This window comes from Aeromonas sp. 97A (genome assembly GCF_051919185.1).
In the GTDB taxonomy this organism is placed as follows: domain Bacteria; phylum Pseudomonadota; class Gammaproteobacteria; order Enterobacterales; family Aeromonadaceae; genus Aeromonas; species Aeromonas veronii.
On record NZ_JBQBFF010000001.1, the window covers coordinates 1,551,722 to 1,574,172 of the forward strand.

Sequence of the window (22,451 nt, forward strand, 5' to 3'; positions counted from 1 at the left end):
TATTTGTGCAGAACCTCGTTTTTAGGGCGATCAGCCCTTGGCTGCGCTGCGCAATTTCGCCTTGAGCGCGCTGTATTCAGTCTGGACGTAGACTTCCGCCTCAGGCTGATTGTCGATGCGCTCAATCTTCACCGCGCAGTACTTGTACTCCGGCGTATGGGAGACGGGATCGACGTGCTCGATGGTGAGCTCGTTGCAGGCCCCGATCCACCACTGGTAGGTCATGTAGACCACCCCGGCGTTGACCCGGTCGTTGTAGTTGGCGCGGGTGATCACCTTGCCACGGCGCGACGAGATCCAGACCAGCGCCTGATCCTTCACCCCGAGCTTCCTAGCATCGCTCGGGTGGATCTGCACATAGCCGGGCTCATCGGCCAGGGTTTGCAGTGCCGAGCAGTTGCCGGTCATGGAGCGGCAGGAGTAGTGACCCACCTCGCGCACGGTGGAGAGCACCAGCGGGTACTCGGCACAGGGCTGCTCCAGCGGCGGCCGCCACTCGGAGGCAATAAGCTGACCCTTGCCGCTCGGGGTAGTGAACACATTCCCCTCGAACAGGGTACTGGTGCCCGGGTGATCCTCGGTCGGACAGGGCCACTGCACGCTCTTGAGATCGGCCATCTTGTCGTAGCCGACCCCGGCGTAGAGTGGGCAGAGCGCACGCATCTCGTCCCAGATCTCTTCGGTGTTGTGGTACTCCATGGGATAACCCATGGCGGTCGCCATCAGCGAGAAGATCGCCCAGTCCGGCTTCACGTTCTCAGGGGGCGTCACCGCCTTGTAGAAACGCTGGAAGCCGCGATCCGCCGAGCTGTAGACCCCTTCATGCTCGCCCCAGCTGGTGGCGGGCAGAATGACGTCAGCCATCTCGGCAGTCTGGGTCATGAAGATATCCTGCACGATCACCAGCTCCATCCCCGCCAGAGTGCGGCGGAACTGACCCAAATCAGCCTCGGTCTGGGCCGGATCTTCACCGAAGATGTAGAAGGCCTTGCACTTGCCCTCCTCCACCTTGTGGCCAAGCTCCGTCAGGCGATAGCCGGGTTTCTGGGAGAGCGACGCCACGCCCCACGCCTTGGCAAACTTGGCGCTGATGGCGGGATCGGCTACCGACTGATAACCCGGGAACTGGTGCGGCAGCATCCCCATGTCACAGGTGCCCTGCACGTTGTTCTGACCACGTACCGGCCCGCAACCGGTACCGCGACGACCGAAGTTGCCGGTCAGCAGCGCCAGACCCGCCAGCCCCTTGACCACGTCCACCGCCTGACCGTACTGGGTCACCCCCATGCCCCACAGGATCATGGACGCAGGCGACTCGGCATAGGTGCGAATAGCGGCGCGGATATCGGCGGCCTTGAGGCCGGTGATCCCCTCCACATATTCCGGGGTGTACTTGGCCACCGTCGCCTTGAAGGTCTCGAACCCTTCGGTGTAGTTGGCGACAAATGCCTTGTTGTAGAGCCCTTCATTGATCAACACGTTGGCGAAAGCGTTAACCAGCGCCATGTTGGAACCGTTTTTGAGCGGCAGCCACTGATCGGCGATACGGGCGGTCTCCACCATGCGGGGATCACACACAATCACCTTGGCCCCGTTTGCCTTCGCCTTGAGGATATGGCGGGCCACGATGGGGTGAGAGTCAGCAGCGTTGTAACCAAATACCAGCAGGCACTTGGTCTCTTGAATTTCGGGAATGGCGTTGCTCATGGCGCCGTTGCCTACAGTTGTCTCCAGACCGGAGACTGAGGGTGCGTGTCACACCCTCGCGCAGTGGTCGACGTTGTTCGTCCCAATCACCGCACGGGCAAATTTTTGCATCACATAGTTGGCTTCATTGCCCGGGCCACGGGCAGAGCCGGTGGTCATGATGGCGTCCGGGCCATATTTCGCCTTGATGGCAGAGAGACGGCTGCTGGCGAACTCGATGGCTTCGTCCCAAGAGACCGCCTCGAACTTGCCACCGCGTTCGCGGCGGATCATCGGGCTCTTGAGACGGGGGGTCAGCAGGTTGGTGTCGTTCAAAAAATCCCAACCGTAATAGCCCTTGAGGCAGAGCTGCCCCTCGTTGGTCCGGCCGTTGGCGCCTTCGGCCCCCACCACCTTGTCGTTTTCAACCAGCAGGTTGATTTTGCAACCGGTGCCGCAATAGGGGCACACGGTAATGACTTTTTTCATGACTCACACTCTTGTTTGTTAACGAAAAACGGCTCGGCAAGCCCGCTCACACCCGCGCCGGCATCGCCAGCAGTGCCTCGGCACTGGCCAGCTGCTTCTGCCGGTTCAGGTTTTCAAGATGCTCCGGCGTGACCAGCCTGAGCGCCTGGGTCGGACACACCTCGACACAGGCCGGGCCCGCCTCGCGGTGACGGCAGAGATCGCACTTGAGCGCCTGCGCCTTGGTCTGCGGACGCTTGAAGAGCGAATCAGCAGCTGGGGGCACCTCTTTGAGCACCACCGCCATGGCGCCGTAAGGACAGGCCACCACGCAGGACTTGCAGCCAATGCAGCGCTCCTGCAACACCTTGACGCAACCATCCTCACTAACGATGGCATTGTTCGGGCAGGCCATGGCACAGGGCTTGTCTTCACACTGGCGGCAGAGCACCGGCGTGGTCACCTTGCTGCCCACGATCACCTTCAGGCGCGGCTGAAAGTAGCTGTCCTTGGAGACCAGATGTCCATCCTCGATGGCAAGATGCAGGCCGCCCTCCCGCTCAAGGGTCCCGCTGCAAGACCCTGACTGGTGTGAAACGGCGCAGGCCACCTCACAGGTACGACACCCAATACAGAGACTGGGATCTGCAATCACGAAGCTGTTCATAGAGAGGGATCCTAAATGGTTCGTTACACCGGGCCGCCCGCCGACAGGCAAAGAGGCGGCCAGCCCCCCACAAAGCATTTATCAGACCAAAACAGGCCAATGGCGCGATAAAAATTCACAACCATCTGAAAATAAAGAAGTAATCAGCAAGAGCAGCGTGCTGTTTACCGCTACTGACGAGGGTGACGACGGGGTGGGAAGTGTGATCGACACGACAAAAGTGACGAGCTCGACACCGGCTGACAAAGGCTATCACCCTGTCCTTTCAGCTCAAGCGAACAAATAACAACCAATCAATGACTAATTTATTGATCTCGGACAGATTATGCGCCGATTGCCCTTTTTACCCCCTACCCGATTGGATAGCATGCTTCAGTTGACAACCAGCTTCGCTGGGATCGTTTTCATCAGATAAGTGATAAATTATGTGGATTAGATGCAACGAAGCGATGCTAGAAAATGATAAAGGTGATCACTAACGCTCTAAAAATAATGGCCAGAAAAAGTTTGCTAAGTATGAGAAAAATGGTCGTTCACTAGCCACATGAGTTACTTAGCGATTTTATTATAGCCTAGTGCTTGATCAAATATTCCTTTTGATACAAAACCCTATTAGCATATTTCAGAATGTCTGGAATATTTTTTAAAAATAATTAATTTGGCAACTATGACTCACGAAACAAACATAAGAATTAGTAATATTTCACGTAACGACTTAAGTGAAATATGGCGATTAATGGAACCTAGTCAACTAAACAAGTTGATTACTAGTAGCAACGATAAAGAATTGTCTCTGCTTATGGGGCATCTCCCCGAAAAGGGGATGCAGGTATTAATTTCCAACCTTAATGAAGATGCTGCAAATAGACTTTTTTCAACTCTTAGCAATCGAACCATAAATAAGGTTTTGTTATTATGTTCAACAAATTCCCTAGCTAAATTACTTAGAGTTATTAGTAGAGATAACTTGATTCGTGTTATTCGCAGCACTAGCTCAGATGTACGAGATAGATTGCTTAAAATGCTACCAATTGAAGATCGTCATATGATTCTAGAAATTGCAGAAGAGGAGTCTGATCTCGAGGATAACTATAAGCACTATTTAACTCAAAAGTTTGAAAATTCAATTGAGAAAGATGCTTTTGATCGTATAAAAGAACTTGAAGATAAAGAGCGCTACTTAGAGCGCCGCCAACGAGCTAGAGAAGAACAATTAACTGAGCAACTAGAACATTTACGAAATCAAATATCTATTGCTGAAAAAGATTTCCACCAACGTCAAAACAAATTAAAAAGTATTGAAAGTAGCTTTGTAAAACGTGAGTTAGAACTAAAAGATAGTATTAGACAACTACAAGAGGAATATCAAAAACAAGTACAAGAAAAAATAGAATTAAAAGTGCCAGAATTTGTCAAATCTGCTGTTAATGTTTTAGAAAAAAAGAGAATGAATTCTCTAAAAAATCTAAAAACTGGAATTTAGAGGGCTCTATAGCTTTAGGATTAGCTATCCTATCTGCTATAGGCGCATTAATTTACGGCGGAATAGCATTCCATTCAGCAGCCAAGGAAAATATTGATTGGTTTTTCTTTTCCTTCCTTTTGTTAAAGGGGTTAATAGTGGTTACACTATTCGGAGCTTGGGCCAAACATGCATATAATCTAGGTAACGCATATATGCATGAATCACTAAAACGTAGTGACCGAATGCATGCCATTAACTTTGGTAAATTTTACTTAGAGGTTTATGGTAATAACGTTTCCCAATCCGATATGAAAGCTATTTTTGAAAACTGGAATTTAAATAGTGATAGTGCATTTACCAAAGTAGAAACTTCTAATTTTGAACCAAAGATCGTTGAACAAGTAACACAAATGATTACTGCTGTTTCGAATGCAACAAATAAACAGAATCCAGAAAACAAGTCTAAATAAAGTGCGTATATACTGCACCACGCCCTATAGGTAATCTTATTTTTAGGAGGAAAAATGAAGTTTTTATTCTGTAATGTAGGTTGGATGAGTCGATATGATGGTATTGAAGACGATACTCTTGAACGAGGAGGTGCCTATAACGAGGATGATATCGGACATGAAGTATGTAATTTCACGATAGTTGGAGATCAAGTTTTTGGCTATGTTAGACCAACAGGACAGATTAAACTGGAAAACTTAGGCGCATCTAAAGATGATGATTCAATAGACAATGTATTAGTTATTTGGACTGCTGGGCCAGATGCTGGTGGAACAGCCGTCATAGGTTGGTATAAAAACGCAACGGTATTCAGGCGAGAACAGACATTAAATGTTGTAAGTACAAAACATAAAAGTAATGAAATTAACATTTTCCGTATTCAAGCTCATAAGGATAACGTGACTTTGCTACCAATGTGGCAGCGGTCCCTCATGATCCCCAGAGCAGTAAAGGGAGGTATTGGACAAAGTAATATTTGGTACGCTAACACTAAAGAAAGTGAGGAATACACTAGACCAATTTTTGAATTTATTGAAAATTATGATGTAAGTAACAATATACCTGATATAGATTTTTCTGCCATTGAAGGGAATCCTAGACTCTTAGCACATATGAAAAGAGAGCGAAATCAGAAACTTGTTTATCTTAAAAAAAAGCAGACACTTGAAAATACTGGCGCACTTATATGTGAAGTATGCCATTTTGATTTTCACTCTTTTTATGGTGCTCTAGGCGAGGATTTTTGTGAGGTTCATCATCTCAAGAAACTTGCCGATGCCGAAAAGCAAGTTGATACAAAGATTTCTGATTTGGCAGTAATTTGCTCTAATTGTCACAGAATGATTCATCGAACAAATCCGATGAAAACAATATCGCAGATGAAAGAGTTATTACATAAAAAGCAATCTTCATAGCAAAAAGACTAGAGCAGTGAGATACTATATGCACTGCGCATTGCACCTCTACTCTTACTTATTTAATTAGCGGTGCAATTCACTTCGTTCATTGCACCCTACATTTTCCCCGCCCAAATAAAGACTCCATTGCTACCCAACACCCTCCCCTTTGCCATCCTGCAAGCATTTAATTAGTGATTACTTTATCGTCTATTTATTATCCATTTTGGCAAAAGAAAGTAGCCAAACCACTTCGCTAGATAAAACAAACTGTTGCCTGCATTATCGCGGCCTATTTCAATCGCCGGATAATTAATTCCCTTACTCAAATTGAACTTTTGATTATTTATAACTGAGCATACTCCCGCAGAGTGTGTGTCATTATAAGCTTAATGAAAGATGAACAGACTGTGTTCCATGACAAGCAGATCACTATTCCGTTAGCGCCCTTTCCCATCGCAATCCATTAATTCTCTCCCGATTAAATATCACGACTTTCCTGGTAGGTCGGGCAGCTGTGCGTTGGCAAACGTGTAAACATCAAACTGACAAGATGAACTCATGAACTGTGATAAACAACAAGCCACCCCCGGCGTCATGCTGGCGGCGATTGGCGTAGTCTATGGCGATATCGGCACCAGCCCGCTCTATACCTTGCGCGAGTGCCTGTCAGGTCAATTCGGGTTCGGCGTCGAGCCGGCCTCCATTCTCGGCTTTCTCTCGCTGATCTTCTGGCTGCTGATCCTGGTGGTGTCGGTCAAGTACCTCTCCTTTGTGATGCGGGCCGACAACGCCGGCGAGGGGGGCATTCTCACCCTGATGTCGCTGGCAACCCGCAACGCCTCCACCCGCTGGACACCGCTGCTGATCATCCTCGGCCTGATTGGCGGCAGCTTCTTCTATGGCGAGGTGGTGATCACCCCAGCAATGTCGGTGATGTCGGCCATCGAGGGGCTGAGCATTCTCACCCCCGCCCTCGACCCCTATATCGTCACCCTCTCGGTGCTGGTGCTGACCCTGCTGTTCGCCATCCAGAAACATGGCACCGCCATGGTGGGCAAGCTGTTTGCCCCCATCATGCTGATCTGGTTTATGACGCTGGCGGTGCTGGGGCTGCGCGGCATCATCCACAACCCCGAGGTGTTGGGTGCGCTCAACCCCATCTGGGCGGTGCGCTTCTTTATCCAGTACCAGACCACCTCCTTCTTTGCCCTCGGCGCCGTGGTGCTGGCCATCACCGGGGTGGAGGCGCTCTACGCGGATATGGGCCACTTTGGCAAGAATCCAATTCGCCTCGCCTGGTTTATCGTGGTGCTGCCTTCGCTGGTGCTCAACTACTTCGGTCAGGGGGCGCTGCTGCTAAGCAACCCCGCCGCCATTGCCAACCCCTTCTTCCTGCTCGCCCCGAAATGGGCGCTGGTGCCGCTGCTGCTGCTGGCAACCATGGCGACGGTGATCGCCTCGCAGGCGGTGATCTCCGGGGCCTTTTCGCTGACCCGGCAGGCAGTGCGGCTCGGTTATCTCTCCCCCATTCGCATTGTTCACACCTCCGAGCAGGAGTCCGGCCAGATCTATATTCCGGTCATCAACTGGATGCTCTATATCTCGGTGGTGATCGTCATCATGAGCTTCGAGCACTCCAGCAATCTGGCGGCGGCCTACGGCATCGCGGTGACCGGCACCATGGTGCTCACCTCCATCCTCTCCTGCTCGGTGGCCAAGAACAGCTGGCACTGGAACAAGTATCTGGTGGCCATCCTGTTTGCCGCGCTGCTCTGTATCGACGTGCCGCTGTTTGCCGCCAATCTTGCCAAGATCTTCTCCGGCGGCTGGCTGCCGCTCACCCTGGGGGCGGTGATGTTCACCGTGATGACCAGCTGGAAGAGCGAGCGTTTCCAGCTTATTCGCCGCCTGAACGAGCACGGCAACTCCCTTGAGCCGATGATCGCCTCGCTGGAGAAATCCCCGCCGACCCGGGTGGCTGGCACTGCGGTCTATATGTCGCGGGTGGTCAATGTGATCCCCCATGCGCTGCTCCATAACCTCAAGCACAACAAGGTGCTGCACGAGCGGATCATCCTGCTCACCCTGCGGGTGGAGGATGTGCCCTACGTCCACAATGTGCGCCGGGTCTGCATCGAGCAGCTCTCCCCCACCTTCTGGCGGGTAGTGGCAAGCTACGGCTGGCGCGAGACCCCGAACGTGGAGGAGATCTTCCACCGCTGCAACGCCGAGGGGCTGAGCTGCCGGATGATGGAGACCTCGTTCTTTATGGCCCACGAGTCGCTCATCATGAAAGACCGCCCCTGGTATCTCTATCTGCGCGGCAAGCTCTTTATGCTGCTGCAGCGCAACGCCCTGCGCGCGCCGGATCAGTTCGAGATCCCGCCCAACCGGGTTATCGAGCTGGGTTCGCAGGTGGATATCTGATGGCGGGTTGATGGCCTCTTGATGGCATAGAAAACCTCAGCAAATAGAGAGGGAGGCATTGGCCTCCCTCTCTTGTTTCCGTTAACCCAGTTACCGGCCCCCTCATCCCCAACCCTTCTCCCGCAAGGGGAGAAGGGGGCAAACCAGTGCAGTTGATTGTGAAACAGTTTGTAGGAAACCTGATGCGCGTTCACCAGTTGCAAGGCATTGAAATGACGATGTAAACAGCCCCTCATGGCCCGCAGCAGTGCAGAGGTAACGCAGACAAAGCTTGCCGAGCCGAGCAATGAGCTCGAGTACAGCGGGCGGGAGCCGGGCATTGCTCCAGATAGTGATTAGCATTGATAATGGTCATAGGCTTCGCGTGTGTTGATTGTGTTTAGCGATAAAATCAGATCACCATCGAAGCCTTTTTTACATCTATTTCAATTGGTTGCCGCTAAAGATCCGGTACATGAAGCCATGATAGGAATTCTGGGTGTGGCAGTTGTTTGGTTTTACTATCACAGCTCGCTGACTATCACTTCACCAGACTGCGCAACCAGCTGATCTCCTCGCCCCAGATGGACTCGTCAATGGTCTCGAGGATCAGCGGAATGCGATCGAAGCGCTCATCATTCATGATGTGGTGGAAAACTGCCTCCCCCAGATTGCCCTCCCGCAAGCTGTGGTGGCGATCGACCCGGCTGCCGAAGGTACACTTGGCGCCGTTGATATGCATCCCCTTGAGATAATGAAAACCCACCGTGCGGTCGAACTCGGCAAAGACGGCAGCGCAGCTCTCGGCGGTGCGCAGATCGTAGCCGGCGGCAAAGGCGTGGCAGGTATCGAAACAGATCCCGACCCGGCTCTTGTCCTCCACCCCTTCGATGATGGTGGCGAGGTGCTCGAACGACCAGCCGAGGTTGGTCCCCTGCCCGGCGGTGTTCTCGATCACCGCCGTCACCCCTTCACTGCGCTCCAGCGCCCAGTTGATGGACTCGCTCACCAGCTTGAGGCTGGCCGCCTCAGGGATCTGCTTGAGATGGCTACCGGGGTGGAAGTTCAGATAGCAAAGCCCCAGTTGCTCGCAACGCTTCATCTCGTCGAGAAACGCATCGCGGGATTTGGCCAGACCATCGGGATCCGGGTGGCCCAGATTGATGAGATAGCTGTCGTGGGGCAGGATCTGCTCCGGCAGAAAACCGGCCTTGTCACAAGCCGCCTTGAAGGCACGGATGGTGGCATCCGACAAGGGGGCAGCCTGCCACTGACGCTGATTCTTGGTAAAGAGGGCAAACGCGTTGGCCCCGATGGCCTGGGCGCGGGCGATGGTATTCTCCACCCCGCCGGCCGCACTGACGTGGGCTCCGATATATTTCATACAATCTCCTCGATACGGCAAGCCGCCATTATGCCGATCCAGCCCGGCCACGCCAAACCGGGATATCCGATAGCGGGTATCGACAAATAGTGCCGCCTATACAAGGCGCTGCGTTTCATGGCGCAATCGGCCTGCTCTGTAGCAACCTCTCCCCAGAAGGGATAGTTAGAGCCCGTCCACACCAGCATGGCGCCCATAAAAAAACGCAGCGTATCGCCTGAGCAATAACGCTGCATCTTTGGGTCTCTCGGCCGTCCCCCTTGCCGTGACCCGAATGGCCAGCGACAAGGGAGCAAGAATGCGCGGGGAGAGTCGCCTTAGAAGGGCATTTTAAAACCTGGCGGCAGTTGCATGCCACCGGTCAGCTCGCCCATCTTGGCCTTGTTCTGCTCTTCCACACGACGCACGGCATCGTTGCAAGCGGCGGCAACCAGATCTTCCAGCAGCTCCTTGTCATCTTCCATCAGGGAGGGGTCGATCTCGATGCGACGGACGCTGTGGCTACCGGTCATGGTGACCTTGACCATGCCAGCACCGGCTTCACCGGTCACTTCCATCTGAGCCAGCTGCTCCTGCGCCTTCTGCATACGCTCTTGCATCTGTTGGGCCTGTTTCATCAGGTTCCCCATTCCACCTTTACCAAACATATGTCGTCTCTCGTCTTGAAATCCGGCATCCAGCGCCGGGCTGTGGGCTTGTCTGTCCTAGATGGGGACAGCCAAACTGCTTTTCAACCGGAAGCAAGCTCCCGGCCACGGAATTTAGCGGTTGAGTGGCTCGATGCTCTCGTGATGAAGCACGGCACCAAACCGCTGAACTAAAAACTGTACGTTGGGATCCCGCTCCAGATCCCGGGTCACCTGCTCGCGCACCCCGAGATAAAGGCGGTGTTCGATCTCGAGGGGGGTCTCCTGGTCAGGCACCACACCAAGCGTCACCTCGACCTGCACCGGTTGCCCCAGCGCTGGCCCGATGATCTCGGCCAGATCGGCGCGCGCCTTGTCGCTCACCAGATGGCGCTGCTCGGGCTTGAGGGTTAGCAGTACCTTGTCCCCTTCCCGCGTCATCACCGAGTTGATGGCCAACTGGCGCAGCCGCCCTCCCACCTGAGTGTGAGCGATCAATTCGGCCCAAGGGTCGCCGCAACCATTGAGCAGCGAGGAGGGGATAAGGCGAGTCGCCTCTCCCTCTTGCGGCTCGCTGTCGCTCTCGAGCTCATCCCAGTCGATGGTCTCCATCACTGGCTGAGGGGGTTCATCCTGCGTCACAAGGGCAGCAGCCACTGCCGTGCTGGCAACGGGCGGCTGGGTCGCAGGGGCTGGCGTCACCGCAGGCGCCGCAGCACTGCGTTCACCGGGTCGATAGCTCGGCTGCCCGTCGAGATCCCAGGGGGGCAGATCGGTTGGCTGGGCCGGCGCCGTGACGGGGGCGTGGCTCATCACCTGAGTCTGCTCGGCAAAGCCCTGACTGAGGTACTCCTCGTATTCCCCGTTGTCACCCTGCGGCTCGTAACCGTCGCCATAGAGATCCACCGGTGGCAGATCAACATAGTGACCCATCGCCGCCATCCCCTGCCCGGCCGGTTGGCCGACCGGAGCTGGCTGTTGGGTGACGGCCGGAGCAGCAGCGGGCGCGACAGGACGAGCTGGCGCAACCGGCACTGCGCGCACTGCGCGCGGTGCGGGCGCCGCCGGGGCATCCTGACCACGCTGGCGGCTGCGCAGCATATTTCGCTTGCCAAGCAGGCTCTGCATGCTCGATACCGCAGACACAGCTTCAGGTGCGGCAACCGGCTCGGTTGTCGGTTCGAGCGCGGGTTCGAAAGGGGCGGTCAGCGGCTCGCTACGGGAATAGTCCATATCGACTGCGGAAGGCACTCGATCATCAGCATCAACGGGCTGTGCGGCTGAGTGCACTGGCACATCAGGCTGCGCATGGGGCAACGCGGGCTCGGGTTGATACCCCATGCCCGCAGCCTCGCGCAGCAACTCATCCTGCTGGCTGAACAGCTCGGCGGCTTGCGCCTCCTCCTCGCTATCGGCGGGGTTGCCGATATCATCCGCCATCGCTGGCATGGAGATATCAACCGCGGGCACGGCGCCGCTGATCGGTGCCAGTGCGGCCGATTCAGCGGCCGGGCGCTTTCCCGGCAAGGAGGCTACCGGAGTGGCATTGCTCGTCATTGACGGGGGCAACGCGGTGAGGCTGGCCGGATGCAGGGCATCGCGCCTTGGGGAGAAGGCGAGCATCCGCAGGCAGGTCATCTCCAGCGCAGTGCGGCCATCGGGGGCCCAGGGCAGATCTTTACGACCACCCAGCACGATCTGGTAGCAGAGCTGCACCTCTTCCGGGCTCATCGCCTTGGCCAGTTGCAGCAGGGAATCGGCATCCGCCCCCTGCTCCTGCACACTGGCAGGCAGCAGCTGCGCCATGGCGATGCGATGGAGCAAGCCTTCCAGCTCGGCGTGGAGCTGATCAAAATCGGGGCCCAGGGTGGCGATCTCGGTGATCTTGGCCATGGTCGCGGGGGCATCTTGCCGCAAAATGGCTTCCAGCAGCTGGTGCAGATGGCGGTGATCGAGCGTGCCCAGCATCGCCAGCACACTCTCGAGGCGCACGCTACCATTGCCGTGAGCCAGCGCCTGATCGGTCAAGCTCAGGGCATCTCGCATACTGCCGTCAGCGGCTTTGGCCAAAGCCAGCAGGGCGCGCGGTTCGAAGGGCTGCCCCTCCTGATCCAGCACCCATTCGAGCTGCTTGGCGATCTGGGTCTGATCCAGACTCTTTAGATGAAACTGCAGGCAGCGCGAGAGAATGGTAATGGGCAACTTCTGCGGATCCGTGGTGGCCAGCAGAAACTTCACATAGGGGGGCGGCTCTTCCAGGGTTTTCAGCAACGCGTTGAAGCTGTGGCGCGACAACATGTGCACTTCATCGATGAGGTAGACCTTGAAGCGGCCGCGGGCCGGACGGTACTGCACGTTGTCGAGCAGCTCGCGGGTATCTTCCACCTTGGTGCGGGACGCCGCGTCAATCTCCAGCAGGTCGACAAAGTTGCCCTGATCGATCTCGCGGCAAGTATCGCAGACACCGCATGGGTGGCTGCTGATCCCCTGCTCGCAGTTGAGGCTCTTGGCCAGAATACGGGCGATGGTGGTTTTGCCGACCCCACGGGTACCGCTCAGCAGATAGGCGTGATGCAGCCGTCCCTGATCCAGGGCGTTGGTCAAGGCGGTCAGCACATGTTGCTGGCCTACCACTTGTTCAAACGTATGGGGGCGCCATTTACGCGCCAGAACCTGATAGCTCATAAATCCATCATGCAGGGAAGACAGGGCATTGAGGCCGGATGCTAACACAAATGGCGGGCTGGCTGTATCGGCTATCGGTGAGAGCGGGAGGGATCGCTTGATTTTCAAACCGATGCCCGCACGGGCACCGGTTCAATGCAGGCCCGATGCAGAGGATCGGGCCGAAGAGGCATTACTCGCCAGCCAGCTCGACCAGTGAGACCACCTTGATGCCAGCGGCAGTCAGACGGGCATCACCGCCCAGAGACGGCAGGGAGATGATGAAGGCCGCATCGGCCACTTCACCACCGGCGCGGCGGATCAGCTTGACGGTCGCATCAACGGTACCACCGGTCGCCAGCAGATCGTCCACGACCAGCACTTTGTCACCGGGCACGATGGCATCGGTGTGCAGTTGCAGGGTGTCGGTGCCGTACTCGAGGGCATAGGACTCCTCGATCACTTCGCGCGGCAGCTTGCCCGGCTTGCGGACCGGCACGAAGCCCAGCCCCATGGCATAAGCAACCGGCGCGCCAAAGATGAAGCCGCGGGCTTCGGTGCCAACAATCTTGGTGATCCCTTGATCACGATAATGATTGGCCAGCAGATCGATGGTGGCCTTGAAGGCCTCGGCGTTCTCGATCAGGCTGGTGATGTCACGAAACAGAATGCCCGGCTTCGGATAGTCGGGAATGGTCTTGATGCTTGCTTCGATAAATTTCAGGGTTTCCGGATTCATGTGTTGACCGCTTATTTTTTTGACCCAAGGGTGGCCATTTTTTCTCAATTCCCTTCTGCGGGAAATAAAAAAGCCTGTCACGCAAAAATGACAGGCCGACTCCATAGCATTATTGCTGCAATAGCTTAGGGACTTCACTTCACCATTGCAACTGGCTCCAGCACCGGCAGACGCATTAACCAGGTGAGCAGGATCACCATTATGATAACCAGCAACCCCTTGACCCACAGCAGTGGCACCACCGCCAGCGACACCGAAAAGGTGAGCAAAATGAAGATAATGGCGCGCCGTCTGGCCTGACGACGAATGCCGCGATACTGTTGCCAATCCACGATGGGCGGGCCAAACCAGGGATGGGTCAACAGCCAGCGATGAAAACGGGGCGACGAGCGGGCAAACAGGGCGGCAGCCAGCAACATGAAGGGGGTAGTCGGCAATAGCGGCAGCACAATGCCCACGATACCGGTGGCAAATGCCAGCCACCCGAGCGCCATCAGACACCAACGCTTCATTCCTTCTCCTTGCGTGATTTATCTCCCTCTAGCCTAACAGAGTTTGAGCGGGTGCTGACAGCGGGCCGCAACCCCACTACAATCTGCGCTCTTTTTTCTCCCCACTCTCGTCGGAAAGCCGTTATGCGCGTTATTTTGGCCCCCATGCAGGGGGTACTGGATCACCTGATGCGGGAGGTACTCACCTCCGTCAATGATTACGATCTCTGCGTGAGCGAGTTTATCCGGGTCGTCGATCAGCTGCTGCCCGCCAAGGTGTTCTACCGCCTCTGCCCTGAACTGCTGCAAGATGGCAAAACCCGCGCAGGCACCCCGGTGCGGGTACAACTGCTGGGCCAACACCCCGAGTGGCTGGCCGAGAACGCCGTGCGCGCCATCGAGCTGGGCTCCCCCGGCGTTGATCTCAACTTCGGCTGTCCCGCCCCTACGGTCAACAAGAGCAAGGGCGGTGCGGTGCTGCTCAAAGAGCCCGAGACCATCTACCGCATCGTCAAGGCGGTGCGCGAGGCGGTGCCCGCCCATCTGCCGGTGAGCGCCAAAATTCGCCTCGGTTACGATGACAAGGATCTCTATCTGGAGAACGCTCAGGCGGTCTTCAAGGGGGGCGCCAACGAGCTGGCCGTTCATGCCCGCACCAAGCGCGAAGGGTACAAGGCCCCCGCCCACTGGGAATATGTGGACGCCATTCGCCGCGCCCTGTCCATCCCCGTCACCGCCAACGGCGAAATTTGGGATCACAAAGATGCCCTCGCCTGCGCCAGGGTCTCGGGTTGCGATGCCCTGATGGTCGGGCGCGGCGCCATCTCCCTGCCCAATCTGGCCAACGTGATGAAAACCGGCTGCCCGCACATGAGCTGGGCCGAGGTGCTGCAGTTGATGGTGAGCTATACCGAGCAGGATCTGGCCAGCGAAAAAGCCGACTACTACCCCAGCCGCATCAAACAGTGGTTCAGCTATCTCAAGCGGGAATATCCCGAAGCGGACCTGCTGTTTCAGGAGATCCGGGTGCTCAAAGAGACGGCTCCCATCCGCGATGCCCTGCTGCGAGCAGCCAAAAGCCACGGCTAACCACGTTTAACTTGACGCATATCATCTTGATAGAGTTATCGGATCCCTATACTGCCCCGAATCTGTCGTCTGTCCTGTGGGGGATAATGTGTGTGAAATGACGCAAGCACAGTTGACTGTCTGGCGTAATCGCCTGCTGTCAGACTGGGCCCAAGTACGAGAAACGCTGATCGGTCAGCTCAAAGCCTGCCGCCGTGACGAGTGGGCCGAGCAGGTCGGTCACTGCGAGCAGGATCAACTGGTGGAACTGACCAGCCGGCTGGATCTGCCGAAGGTTGAACAGAGCGTGGCCCGCCTCAAGCGGATCGATGCGGCACTCTGCCAGATGGATCTCGGCCTCTATGGCCTCTGCTCCGATTGTGAAGAGCCGCTTTCCATCGAACAGCTGGAACAGGATCCGACCCTGCAACGCTGCCCGCGCTGTGAAACCCGCTATCGCAAGGGATTCCACGCCCACGAACTGTGAGGGATGCACATCTGTGCATCCGCTCAACCCTCAGCACTGGTTACTCCGTCGTTCCTGTCCAATACTCACCGTATCAGCCTGTTCGAGGGTATGCGTTGTGTACAGACTCTTGTTGTTATGGTGTTTGTGTTGCCAGGCTACGGCACAAAAGTCATTGGTCGTGGGCTGGGTCGACTGGCAGCCCTTCAGTTATCGCAATGAACAACAACAGCTCCGCGGACTGGATGTGGAGCTGCTCAATGCCATCTTCCTGCGGGCCGGTTATCAGGCCAAATTCAATGAAATGCCCTGGGCTCGCGTGCTGCACGAGCTGAAATTCGGCACGGTTCAGCTGACCATGTCAGCCAATATCACCGCCGAGCGGCAGCAATATGCCCGCTTCAGCCACCCCTATCGGGAAGAGGAGACGGCCATCATCATCCGCCGGCAAGATGCCGAACGCTGGCGCGGGATCACCACCCTCGAGCAGTTGATCAACACCCCCAACTTCCATATCGGGGTGCTCAAGGGCTTTGATTACGGCACTACCTTCCGCCAGTTGATGGCAAGGCCCGAGCTGCAGCCTCGCTTGCAGATGCGCCTGCGGCTGGATCAGCTGCTGAAGATGTTGCAAGGGGGTCGGATCCAGGGGTTTATTCTGGATCCCCACGGACTGCAGGGGTGGCAGGATAAGGATGAAGCGCAGGATCAGCTGCATACCCTGCTGCGTATCGAAGTCACGCCGGTTCACCTGATGCTGAGCAAAGAGAGCACCACAGAGGCGCAACTGCAGCGGATCAATCAGGCTATCGATCAATTGAAACAGAGTCCCGACTATCAGCAGATCCTCGATCGCTATCAGTTCAGATCCCTGCATTCACAGGAAAACACTCATAAGTAAGGGGAGCATCAGCTCCCCTTACTGTCTCAAGCAAACCCAATCCTGTCTCAAACAACCCTGGTTGCAACTTGCCAGGACGTTTTGGTCACCGATAACGTGATAGTTAAACTTGGCTATCAGCGTCCCAGCACAATGTCGGCAAGGTGGGCGAAGTGGTGGATTTCGTGTGTGGCATCGCACTCGCCCGCTTGCCGCGCCGGGTTGTACCAGCAGGTTGCCAGCCCCTGCGCCGCCGCCCCGGCAATATCGGTTTTCGGATTATCCCCCACCATCAGCACCCGCGCAGGATCCGGCTGCCCCATCAGGGAGAGGGTGTGCTGGAAAATAGCTGGCGCCGGCTTGGTCACCCGGATCTCGTCGGAGATCACCAGCGGCTCGAACCACTCGCTCCAGCCCAGTTTGCCGAGCCGCCCCCGCTGGGGCACGCTGAAACCATTGGTGATGATCCCCATCCGCACCTTGCTGCGCAGCTGCTGCAGGGTCTCGACCACCCCTTCGAGAGGCATGCTAAGGGCAATGATTTGCTCCAGAAAGGTGTTGTTCATCGCCATGGGATCGGCGGAAACCTGCTGGGCAAAGAGGGAGAAGCGGGTCTGCTGTAACGCCGTTGCATCGATCTCGCCGTCGTTGTACTGCTGCCAGAGCCCGTGGTTGAGGGCGTGGTACTGCGCCATGCTGGCGTCATCAGCCTGTACGCCATAGATCTGCAAGGTGTGCGTCAGCGCAGAGGCGACCGGAAAATCGAGCAGGGTTTCATCCAAATCGAACAGCACCCAGTCATAGCTTGGTTGTTTCACAGAACTCCTTGTTATCATTCAGATTGTTCAGAGGCTTGGCGACCAACTCTGCCAAGCGGACTGGCCAGCAGATCCAGCGTGAGACGCACGCCGAAGCCGGTCACTTCGCTGGAGACCACCCCATTGCCCCCCTTGTTGCGAAAACCGCTCAGGTCGAAGTGCAGCCAGGGGGTCTGCTCGGGCACGAAGTGGGCGAGGAAACGGGCCGCATCAATGTGATCCGGCGAACTTCCCGGCGCACACTGCAACAGATCGGCCCACTCGCTTTCGATGTTGTCGTCATAATCGTCATCAAGCGGGAAGGGCCAGACTCGTTCACCGCTGCGCTGACCCAGATTGACCAGTGATGCCATCCATTCGCTGCGATTGGTAAAGACGCCGCTGTAGCGGCTACCCAGCGCCCGTTTGCAGGCCCCTGTCAGGGTCGCGTAATCGAGCAGCAGATCCGGAGTATCCTGCACCGCCATCGCCAGGGTGTCGGCCAATACCATTCGCCCTTCGGCATCGGTATCGACCACCTCGATGGAGGTGCCATTGATGGCAGTCACCACCTCGCCAGGACGATAGGCGTGAGGGCCGATATGGTTCTCGGCAATGGCCAGCCAGCAGTGTACCTCGTAGGGTAGCTGAGCTCGGCTGATGGCGTAGAGGGCCCCCAGCGCCACCGCGCTGCCCCCCATGTCCAAATGCATGCCATACATGCTGCCGGAGACCTTGAGGTTGTAACCGCCAGAGTCGTGGCAGATCCCCTTGCCCACCAACGCAATGCGGCGCACCGGCTTGGGTGGATAGTAGCTGAGCTTGACCATGGCCCCCTGATTGTCTTCCGAACCACGAGCAACAGCCAGAAAAGCCCCCGCCCCCAGCTCGGCCAGCTGCGCCTGATCATAGTGATGGCACTGCCACCCCTCATCTTGCGCCAGCTTGCTGACAAACTCGCGATAGCTGGCGGCCGTCAGCTCGGAGGCAGGCAACACCGCCAGATGGCGAGCCAGCCCGTTGCCCCCCGCTTCGCTGTAAAGGCGTGCCAGGTCCAGCACCACTGCGGGTGAAACCTTGATCTGCTGATAGCTCCAGCTGCTTTCACTGCGTCGCTTGCTGGTGGGCAACGAAATATTGGCGGCAAGTAGGGCTGACAACATCACTTCGGCCAGCATCACTCGCTCGGAGGGAGAAAAACCTTCCAGATGCAGCCCGAGCCGCTCCACATTGAGCCCAGAAAGAGGAGCAATCCAGCCTCTGATCTGTTTATAGAGGCGGTGATCCCGCGTCACACTGCCGGCCACAAACATCACCTGCAACAGGGTATTGCCATGCATCAGGGTAAAGGGCGCTTTTTTCCCCAGCGCAAGCTGGGTCTGGAGACCCGCAAGGGCGGGGAGCGAAAGCAAGGACTCCTTCTGCTCTTCAGCGATCATCAGCAGTTGCAACGGCAGCCCTTGGGCAAGGGCTTCGGCCAGCGTGGCATCCCGGCTTTCAATAGCAGGAGGAAGATAGGTGAAGGGAGTGATCACAGGCGCGTGCCTCATCCATGAAGAGATACCTGATGATACCCAACAAATGGTTGATACGACCAGTTTTGGTCTTGAAAAAGCGTCAGAAATAGCAGCAATCACCAGATGGTGACGAGCATCAAGAAGGATTGTTCAATGATTGGCAATACAGGAAGGGAATGTACAGAAAGTTGGTTGCGGGGGCCGGATTTGAACCGACGACCTTCGGGTTATGAGCCCGACGAGCTACCGAGCTGCTCCACCCCGCGTCCGAATTGTCACCCTCAAGCCGAGCAGTAGCTTGGTGGCGTTTGTCAGCTTTCGATTGTTTACACAATCGCAAGCTGACGAAAGAGTTGGTTGCGGGGGCCGGATTTGAACCGACGACCTTCGGGTTATGAGCCCGACGAGCTACCGAGCTGCTCCACCCCGCGTCCGAATTGTCACCCTCAAGCCGAGCAGTAGCTTGGTGGCGTTTGTCAGCTTTCGATTGTTTACACAATCGCAAGCTGACGAAAGAGTTGGTTGCGGGGGCCGGATTTGAACCGACGACCTTCGGGTTATGAGCCCGACGAGCTACCGAGCTGCTCCACCCCGCGTCCGAATTGTCGCCCTCAAGCCGAGCAGTAGCTTGGTGGCGTTTGTCAGCTTTCGATTGTTTACACAATCGCAAGCTGACGAAAGAGTTGGTTGCGGGGGCCGGATTTGAACCGACGACCTTCGGGTTATGAGCCCGACGAGCTACCGAGCTGCTCCACCCCGCGTCCGAATTGTCGCCCTCAAGCCGAGCAGTAGCTTGGTGGCGTTTGTCTGCTTTCGACTGTTTATACAATCGCAAGCTGACGAAAAAGTTGGTTGCGGGGGCCGGATTTGAACCAACGACCTTCGGGTTATGAGCCCGACGAGCTACCGAGCTGCTCCACCCCGCGTCCGAATTGTCACACTCAAGCCGAGCAGTAGCTTGCTGGCGTTTGTCTGCTTTCGACTGTTTATACAATCGCAAGCTGACGAAAAAGTTGGTTGCGGGGGCCGGATTTGAACCGACGACCTTCGGGTTATGAGCCCGACGAGCTACCGAGCTGCTCCACCCCGCGTCCGAATTGTCACCCTCAAGCCGAGCAGTAGCTTGATGGCGTTTGTCCGCCTTAGATTGTTTACGCAATCGCAGGCTGACGAAAAAGTTGGTTGCGGGGGCCGGATTTGAACCGACGACCTTCGGGTTATGAGCCCGACGAGCTACCGAGCTGCTCCACCCCGCGTCCGAATTTTTTCTCGAAGTGGCCGAGCAGTAGCCAGTTCGATTTCTCCTTTCCCACCAACCGGTTACACCGGCTTGACTGGTCAGGATCTCAGATGGTTGCGGGGGCCAGATTTGAACTGACGACCTTCGGGTTATGAGCCCGACGAGCTACCGGGCTGCTCCACCCCGCGTCTGAGGTCGCCAATAATAGGCGCCAGCGCACAGATTGCAAGTAAATATCTCAAAAAAAGTTTATTCGTAGATTAATCGGACAAATAGTGCGGTCATTAGCAGCATCATGCTGTTTTTTCAGGCAATCGAGTCCTTGCCAGGCATCCGGCACTACACTCAATAAGGTGAACACTCCTCATTTTGGGTAGGTAGAATATGCGCATCTCCGCCGGTCACTGCCGTCAGTTGGGGGCCACACCCGACAGTAACGGCGTCAACTTCGCGATCTGGGCACGCCTCGCCAGCCGGGTCGAACTGCTGCTCTTCGCAAGCGCAGACGATGCGACCCCCGAGGTGATCCCCCTATCCCCGCGCCTTAACCGCACCGCCTACTACTGGCATATCCATGTGGAGGGGATCTCGGTCGGGCAGCGTTACGCCTATCGCATTCAGGGCCCGTGGCGCCCATATGGCGGCACCCGCTTCGATGCCGAGAAGGTGTTGCTCGACCCTTACGGCCGCAGCATCGAGCTTGGCGCCAATTACGATCGATGGGCGGCGGCCCGTCCAGGCAGCAATCTGGCTTGTTGCGCCAAGAACAAGGTGGTCGATACTCGCCACTACGACTGGGAAGGAGACAAACTGCCCGCTCACTCCCTCTCCCGCTCGGTGATCTACGAGCTGCATCTGGGGGGCTTTACCAAGTCCCCGAGCTCCGGGGTCGATCCGGCGCTGCGTGGCACCTATCTCGGGCTGATTGAGAAGATCCCCTATCTGCAATCTCTCGGTGTCACCGCCGTCGAGCTGCTGCCGGTGTTCCAGTTCGATCCTCAGGATGCGCCCAAAGGACTCTCCAACTACTGGGGTTACAGCCCCATGTCCTTTTTCGCCCCCCACGCCCAATACGCCTGCGGCGATGATCCGCTGACCGAATTTCGCGACATGGTCAAGGCGCTGCACAAGGCCAATATCGAGGTGATCCTGGACGTGGTTTACAACCACACCGCCGAAGGGGGAGATGATGGCCCCACCTTCTCGTTTCGCGGCATCGACAACGAGGCCTACTACATCCTCGACAACAACCAGAAGGACACCAACTATTCGGGCTGCGGCAACACCTTCAACGGCGCCCATCCGGTGGTGCTGCGGATGATCATGGACAGCCTCCACTTCTGGCGTCAGGAGATGCACGTCGATGGCTTTCGGTTTGATCTGGCCGCCATTCTGTCGCGGGATGAATCGGGTCAGCCGCAGGCCAATGCCCCCACCTTACGCACCATAGATACCGACCCCAACATCGCCGACATCAAGCTGATTGCCGAAGCCTGGGACGCGGGGGGGCTCTATCAGGTGGGGTCACTGGCCGGCGCCCGCTGGCGTGAGTGGAACGGCCAGTTCCGGGATGATGTACGCCGCTTCCTACGCGGGGATGACAACAGCGTCACCGCCTTTGTCGAGCGGCTCTGCGGCAGTCCCGACATCTACCACTATCACCACGCCGATCCCGAGAAAAGCATCAACTTCGTTACCTGCCACGACGGTTTTACCCTGTGGGACTGGGCCAGTTACAACAGCAAGCACAACGAGGCCAACGGGGAGGAAAACCGTGACGGCTGCGATCACAACTTCAGCTGGAACCACGGCCATGAAGGGGTAACGGAAGATCCCCAGATCAACGCTCTGCGGATGCGCCAGGCCAAAAACATGATGGTGGCGACCCTGCTCTCGGTGGGCTCCCCCATGCTGCTGATGGGAGACGAGCTGCTGCGCACACAGCGGGGCAACAACAACGGCTACTGTCAGGACAATGCCACCTGCTGGATGAACTGGCTGCCTAATGCCCGCAGTCAGGAGATGTTCCGCTTTATGAAGGAGCTGATCCAGTACCGCAAACACCTGTTCCAGCGCCCGGAGCAGGAGAGCATGCCGCTGTCGCTCACCGAGATCCTGCGCCACAGCGAGATCTGCTGGCACGGGGTCAACGCCGGGCAACCGGATTTCAGCCCCCACTCCCACGCCATCGCCATGTCGGCGCTGTCGAGCGAAACCAAGCTGGCGCTCTATGTGCTGTTCAACGCCTACTGGGAGCCCCTCACCTTCAACCTGCCGAGCCCGCCAAAGGGGGTCGGCGGCTACTGGCGGCGGATCCTCGATACCGCCCTCCCCTCGCCGCAAGATATCTGCACCTTCGGCATGCCGCTGGAGGGATTGACCCGGGAATATCTGGCCCAGCCGCGCAGCAGTTGCCTCTTTATCTGCGGGGCCGACGACTTCTATTGATCGATAGCTGCTGCTTGATTGCTGCTAATG

At 56.5% G+C, this 22,451-nt stretch carries 18 protein-coding genes, 8 tRNA genes and 1 pseudogene; 8 read left to right on the plus strand and 19 right to left on the minus strand.

The window, feature by feature from the left end:
• Positions 1-30: 30 nt before the first annotated feature.
• Positions 31-2,175: a formate dehydrogenase subunit alpha gene (gene fdhF / locus ACTG27_RS06930; RefSeq protein ID WP_439979384.1), complete on the minus strand. Its 2,145-nt coding sequence runs from the start codon at positions 2,173-2,175 to the stop codon at positions 31-33.
• A gap of 46 nt (positions 2,176-2,221) precedes the next feature.
• Positions 2,222-2,821, minus strand: a complete 600-nt coding sequence (locus tag ACTG27_RS06935) for a 4Fe-4S dicluster domain-containing protein (RefSeq protein WP_201914457.1) — start codon at positions 2,819-2,821, stop codon at positions 2,222-2,224.
• A gap of 667 nt (positions 2,822-3,488) precedes the next feature.
• On the opposite strand from ACTG27_RS06935, the gene ACTG27_RS06940 reads away from it, so the two are divergent.
• From ACTG27_RS06940 to kup, 4 genes are all read left to right on the plus strand, one after another.
• Positions 3,489-4,304 carry a magnesium transporter MgtE N-terminal domain-containing protein gene (locus ACTG27_RS06940; RefSeq protein WP_439979385.1) on the plus strand — a complete coding sequence of 272 codons (816 nt, stop codon included), beginning with the start codon at positions 3,489-3,491 and terminating at the stop codon, positions 4,302-4,304.
• Between the two features lie 137 nt (positions 4,305-4,441).
• A complete protein-coding gene (locus tag ACTG27_RS06945) occupies positions 4,442-4,756 on the plus strand; it encodes a hypothetical protein (RefSeq protein WP_439979386.1) in 315 nt (104 codons plus the stop codon).
• A gap of 54 nt (positions 4,757-4,810) precedes the next feature.
• Positions 4,811-5,710, plus strand: a complete 900-nt coding sequence (locus tag ACTG27_RS06950; RefSeq protein WP_439979387.1) for an HNH endonuclease — start codon at positions 4,811-4,813, stop codon at positions 5,708-5,710.
• A 543-nt stretch (positions 5,711-6,253) separates the two neighbouring features.
• On the plus strand, positions 6,254-8,122 hold the full coding sequence (gene kup, locus ACTG27_RS06955) for a low affinity potassium transporter Kup (RefSeq protein ID WP_439979388.1): 1,869 nt from the start codon (positions 6,254-6,256) through the stop codon (positions 8,120-8,122).
• Between the two features lie 149 nt (positions 8,123-8,271).
• Here kup and ACTG27_RS06960 read toward each other — a convergent pair.
• The 7 genes and pseudogenes from ACTG27_RS06960 to ACTG27_RS06990 form a co-directional block, all read right to left on the minus strand.
• Positions 8,272-8,477 (minus strand): annotated as a pseudogene (locus ACTG27_RS06960) (IS4 family transposase); the annotation flags it as partial.
• 165 nt (positions 8,478-8,642) lie between these two features.
• Positions 8,643-9,485: a deoxyribonuclease IV gene (gene nfo / locus ACTG27_RS06965; protein WP_127005489.1), complete on the minus strand. Its 843-nt coding sequence runs from the start codon at positions 9,483-9,485 to the stop codon at positions 8,643-8,645.
• A complete protein-coding gene (locus ACTG27_RS06970; protein ID WP_107684866.1) occupies positions 9,482-9,721 on the minus strand; it encodes a hypothetical protein in 240 nt (79 codons plus the stop codon). Before ACTG27_RS06970 ends, nfo begins: the two co-directional genes overlap by 4 nt.
• Before the next feature lie 81 nt (positions 9,722-9,802).
• A complete protein-coding gene (locus ACTG27_RS06975; protein WP_005333445.1) occupies positions 9,803-10,132 on the minus strand; it encodes a YbaB/EbfC family nucleoid-associated protein in 330 nt (109 codons plus the stop codon).
• Positions 10,133-10,246: 114 nt separating this feature from the next.
• Positions 10,247-12,796, minus strand: a complete 2,550-nt coding sequence (gene dnaX / locus ACTG27_RS06980; protein WP_439979389.1) for a DNA polymerase III subunit gamma/tau — start codon at positions 12,794-12,796, stop codon at positions 10,247-10,249.
• Positions 12,797-12,968: 172 nt separating this feature from the next.
• Complete coding sequence (gene apt, locus ACTG27_RS06985) at positions 12,969-13,514, minus strand: adenine phosphoribosyltransferase (protein ID WP_005352403.1); 546 nt, start codon at positions 13,512-13,514, stop codon at positions 12,969-12,971.
• Between the two features lie 134 nt (positions 13,515-13,648).
• Entirely contained in the window at positions 13,649-14,026 is a 378-nt protein-coding gene (locus ACTG27_RS06990; protein WP_064335934.1) for a YbaN family protein, read from the minus strand.
• Between the two features lie 123 nt (positions 14,027-14,149).
• Here ACTG27_RS06990 and dusC point away from each other — a divergent pair, with 123 nt between their 5' ends.
• The 3 genes from dusC to ACTG27_RS07005 all read left to right on the plus strand — a co-directional run bounded on the left by dusC (position 14,150) and on the right by ACTG27_RS07005 (position 16,440).
• Complete coding sequence (gene dusC / locus ACTG27_RS06995; protein ID WP_439979390.1) at positions 14,150-15,094, plus strand: tRNA dihydrouridine(16) synthase DusC; 945 nt, start codon at positions 14,150-14,152, stop codon at positions 15,092-15,094.
• A 97-nt stretch (positions 15,095-15,191) separates the two neighbouring features.
• Entirely contained in the window at positions 15,192-15,560 is a 369-nt protein-coding gene (locus ACTG27_RS07000) for a TraR/DksA family transcriptional regulator (protein WP_005333451.1), read from the plus strand.
• 160 nt (positions 15,561-15,720) lie between these two features.
• Positions 15,721-16,440, plus strand: coding sequence for a substrate-binding periplasmic protein (locus tag ACTG27_RS07005; protein ID WP_081043461.1), 720 nt, complete (start codon positions 15,721-15,723; stop codon positions 16,438-16,440).
• 116 nt (positions 16,441-16,556) lie between these two features.
• On the opposite strand, the gene yjjG is transcribed toward ACTG27_RS07005, so the two are convergent.
• The 10 genes from yjjG to ACTG27_RS07055 all read right to left on the minus strand — a co-directional run bounded on the left by yjjG (position 16,557) and on the right by ACTG27_RS07055 (position 20,161).
• Entirely contained in the window at positions 16,557-17,237 is a 681-nt protein-coding gene (gene yjjG / locus ACTG27_RS07010) for a pyrimidine 5'-nucleotidase (protein ID WP_005361017.1), read from the minus strand.
• 14 nt (positions 17,238-17,251) lie between these two features.
• The gene (locus ACTG27_RS07015; protein WP_439980503.1) at positions 17,252-18,751 is read right to left on the minus strand and encodes a M17 family metallopeptidase; all 1,500 of its coding nucleotides are present in this window, start codon (positions 18,749-18,751) and stop codon (positions 17,252-17,254) included.
• A gap of 171 nt (positions 18,752-18,922) precedes the next feature.
• Positions 18,923-18,999: transfer RNA gene (locus ACTG27_RS07020), tRNA-Met, on the minus strand.
• 88 nt (positions 19,000-19,087) lie between these two features.
• A tRNA-Met gene (locus ACTG27_RS07025) sits at positions 19,088-19,164 on the minus strand.
• Between the two features lie 88 nt (positions 19,165-19,252).
• Positions 19,253-19,329, minus strand: a tRNA-Met gene (locus ACTG27_RS07030).
• A gap of 88 nt (positions 19,330-19,417) precedes the next feature.
• Positions 19,418-19,494 (minus strand) — tRNA-Met (locus ACTG27_RS07035).
• 88 nt (positions 19,495-19,582) lie between these two features.
• Positions 19,583-19,659 (minus strand) — tRNA-Met (locus ACTG27_RS07040).
• Positions 19,660-19,747: 88 nt separating this feature from the next.
• Positions 19,748-19,824 (minus strand) — tRNA-Met (locus ACTG27_RS07045).
• An 88-nt stretch (positions 19,825-19,912) separates the two neighbouring features.
• Positions 19,913-19,989, minus strand: a tRNA-Met gene (locus tag ACTG27_RS07050).
• Positions 19,990-20,084: 95 nt separating this feature from the next.
• Positions 20,085-20,161 (minus strand) — tRNA-Met (locus ACTG27_RS07055).
• A 196-nt stretch (positions 20,162-20,357) separates the two neighbouring features.
• On the opposite strand from ACTG27_RS07055, the gene glgX reads away from it, so the two are divergent.
• Positions 20,358-22,421 (plus strand): glycogen debranching protein GlgX, encoded by a 2,064-nt coding sequence (glgX, locus tag ACTG27_RS07060; protein WP_058058466.1) that lies wholly within the window; start codon positions 20,358-20,360, stop codon positions 22,419-22,421.
• The last annotated feature ends 30 nt before the right edge of the window (positions 22,422-22,451 follow it).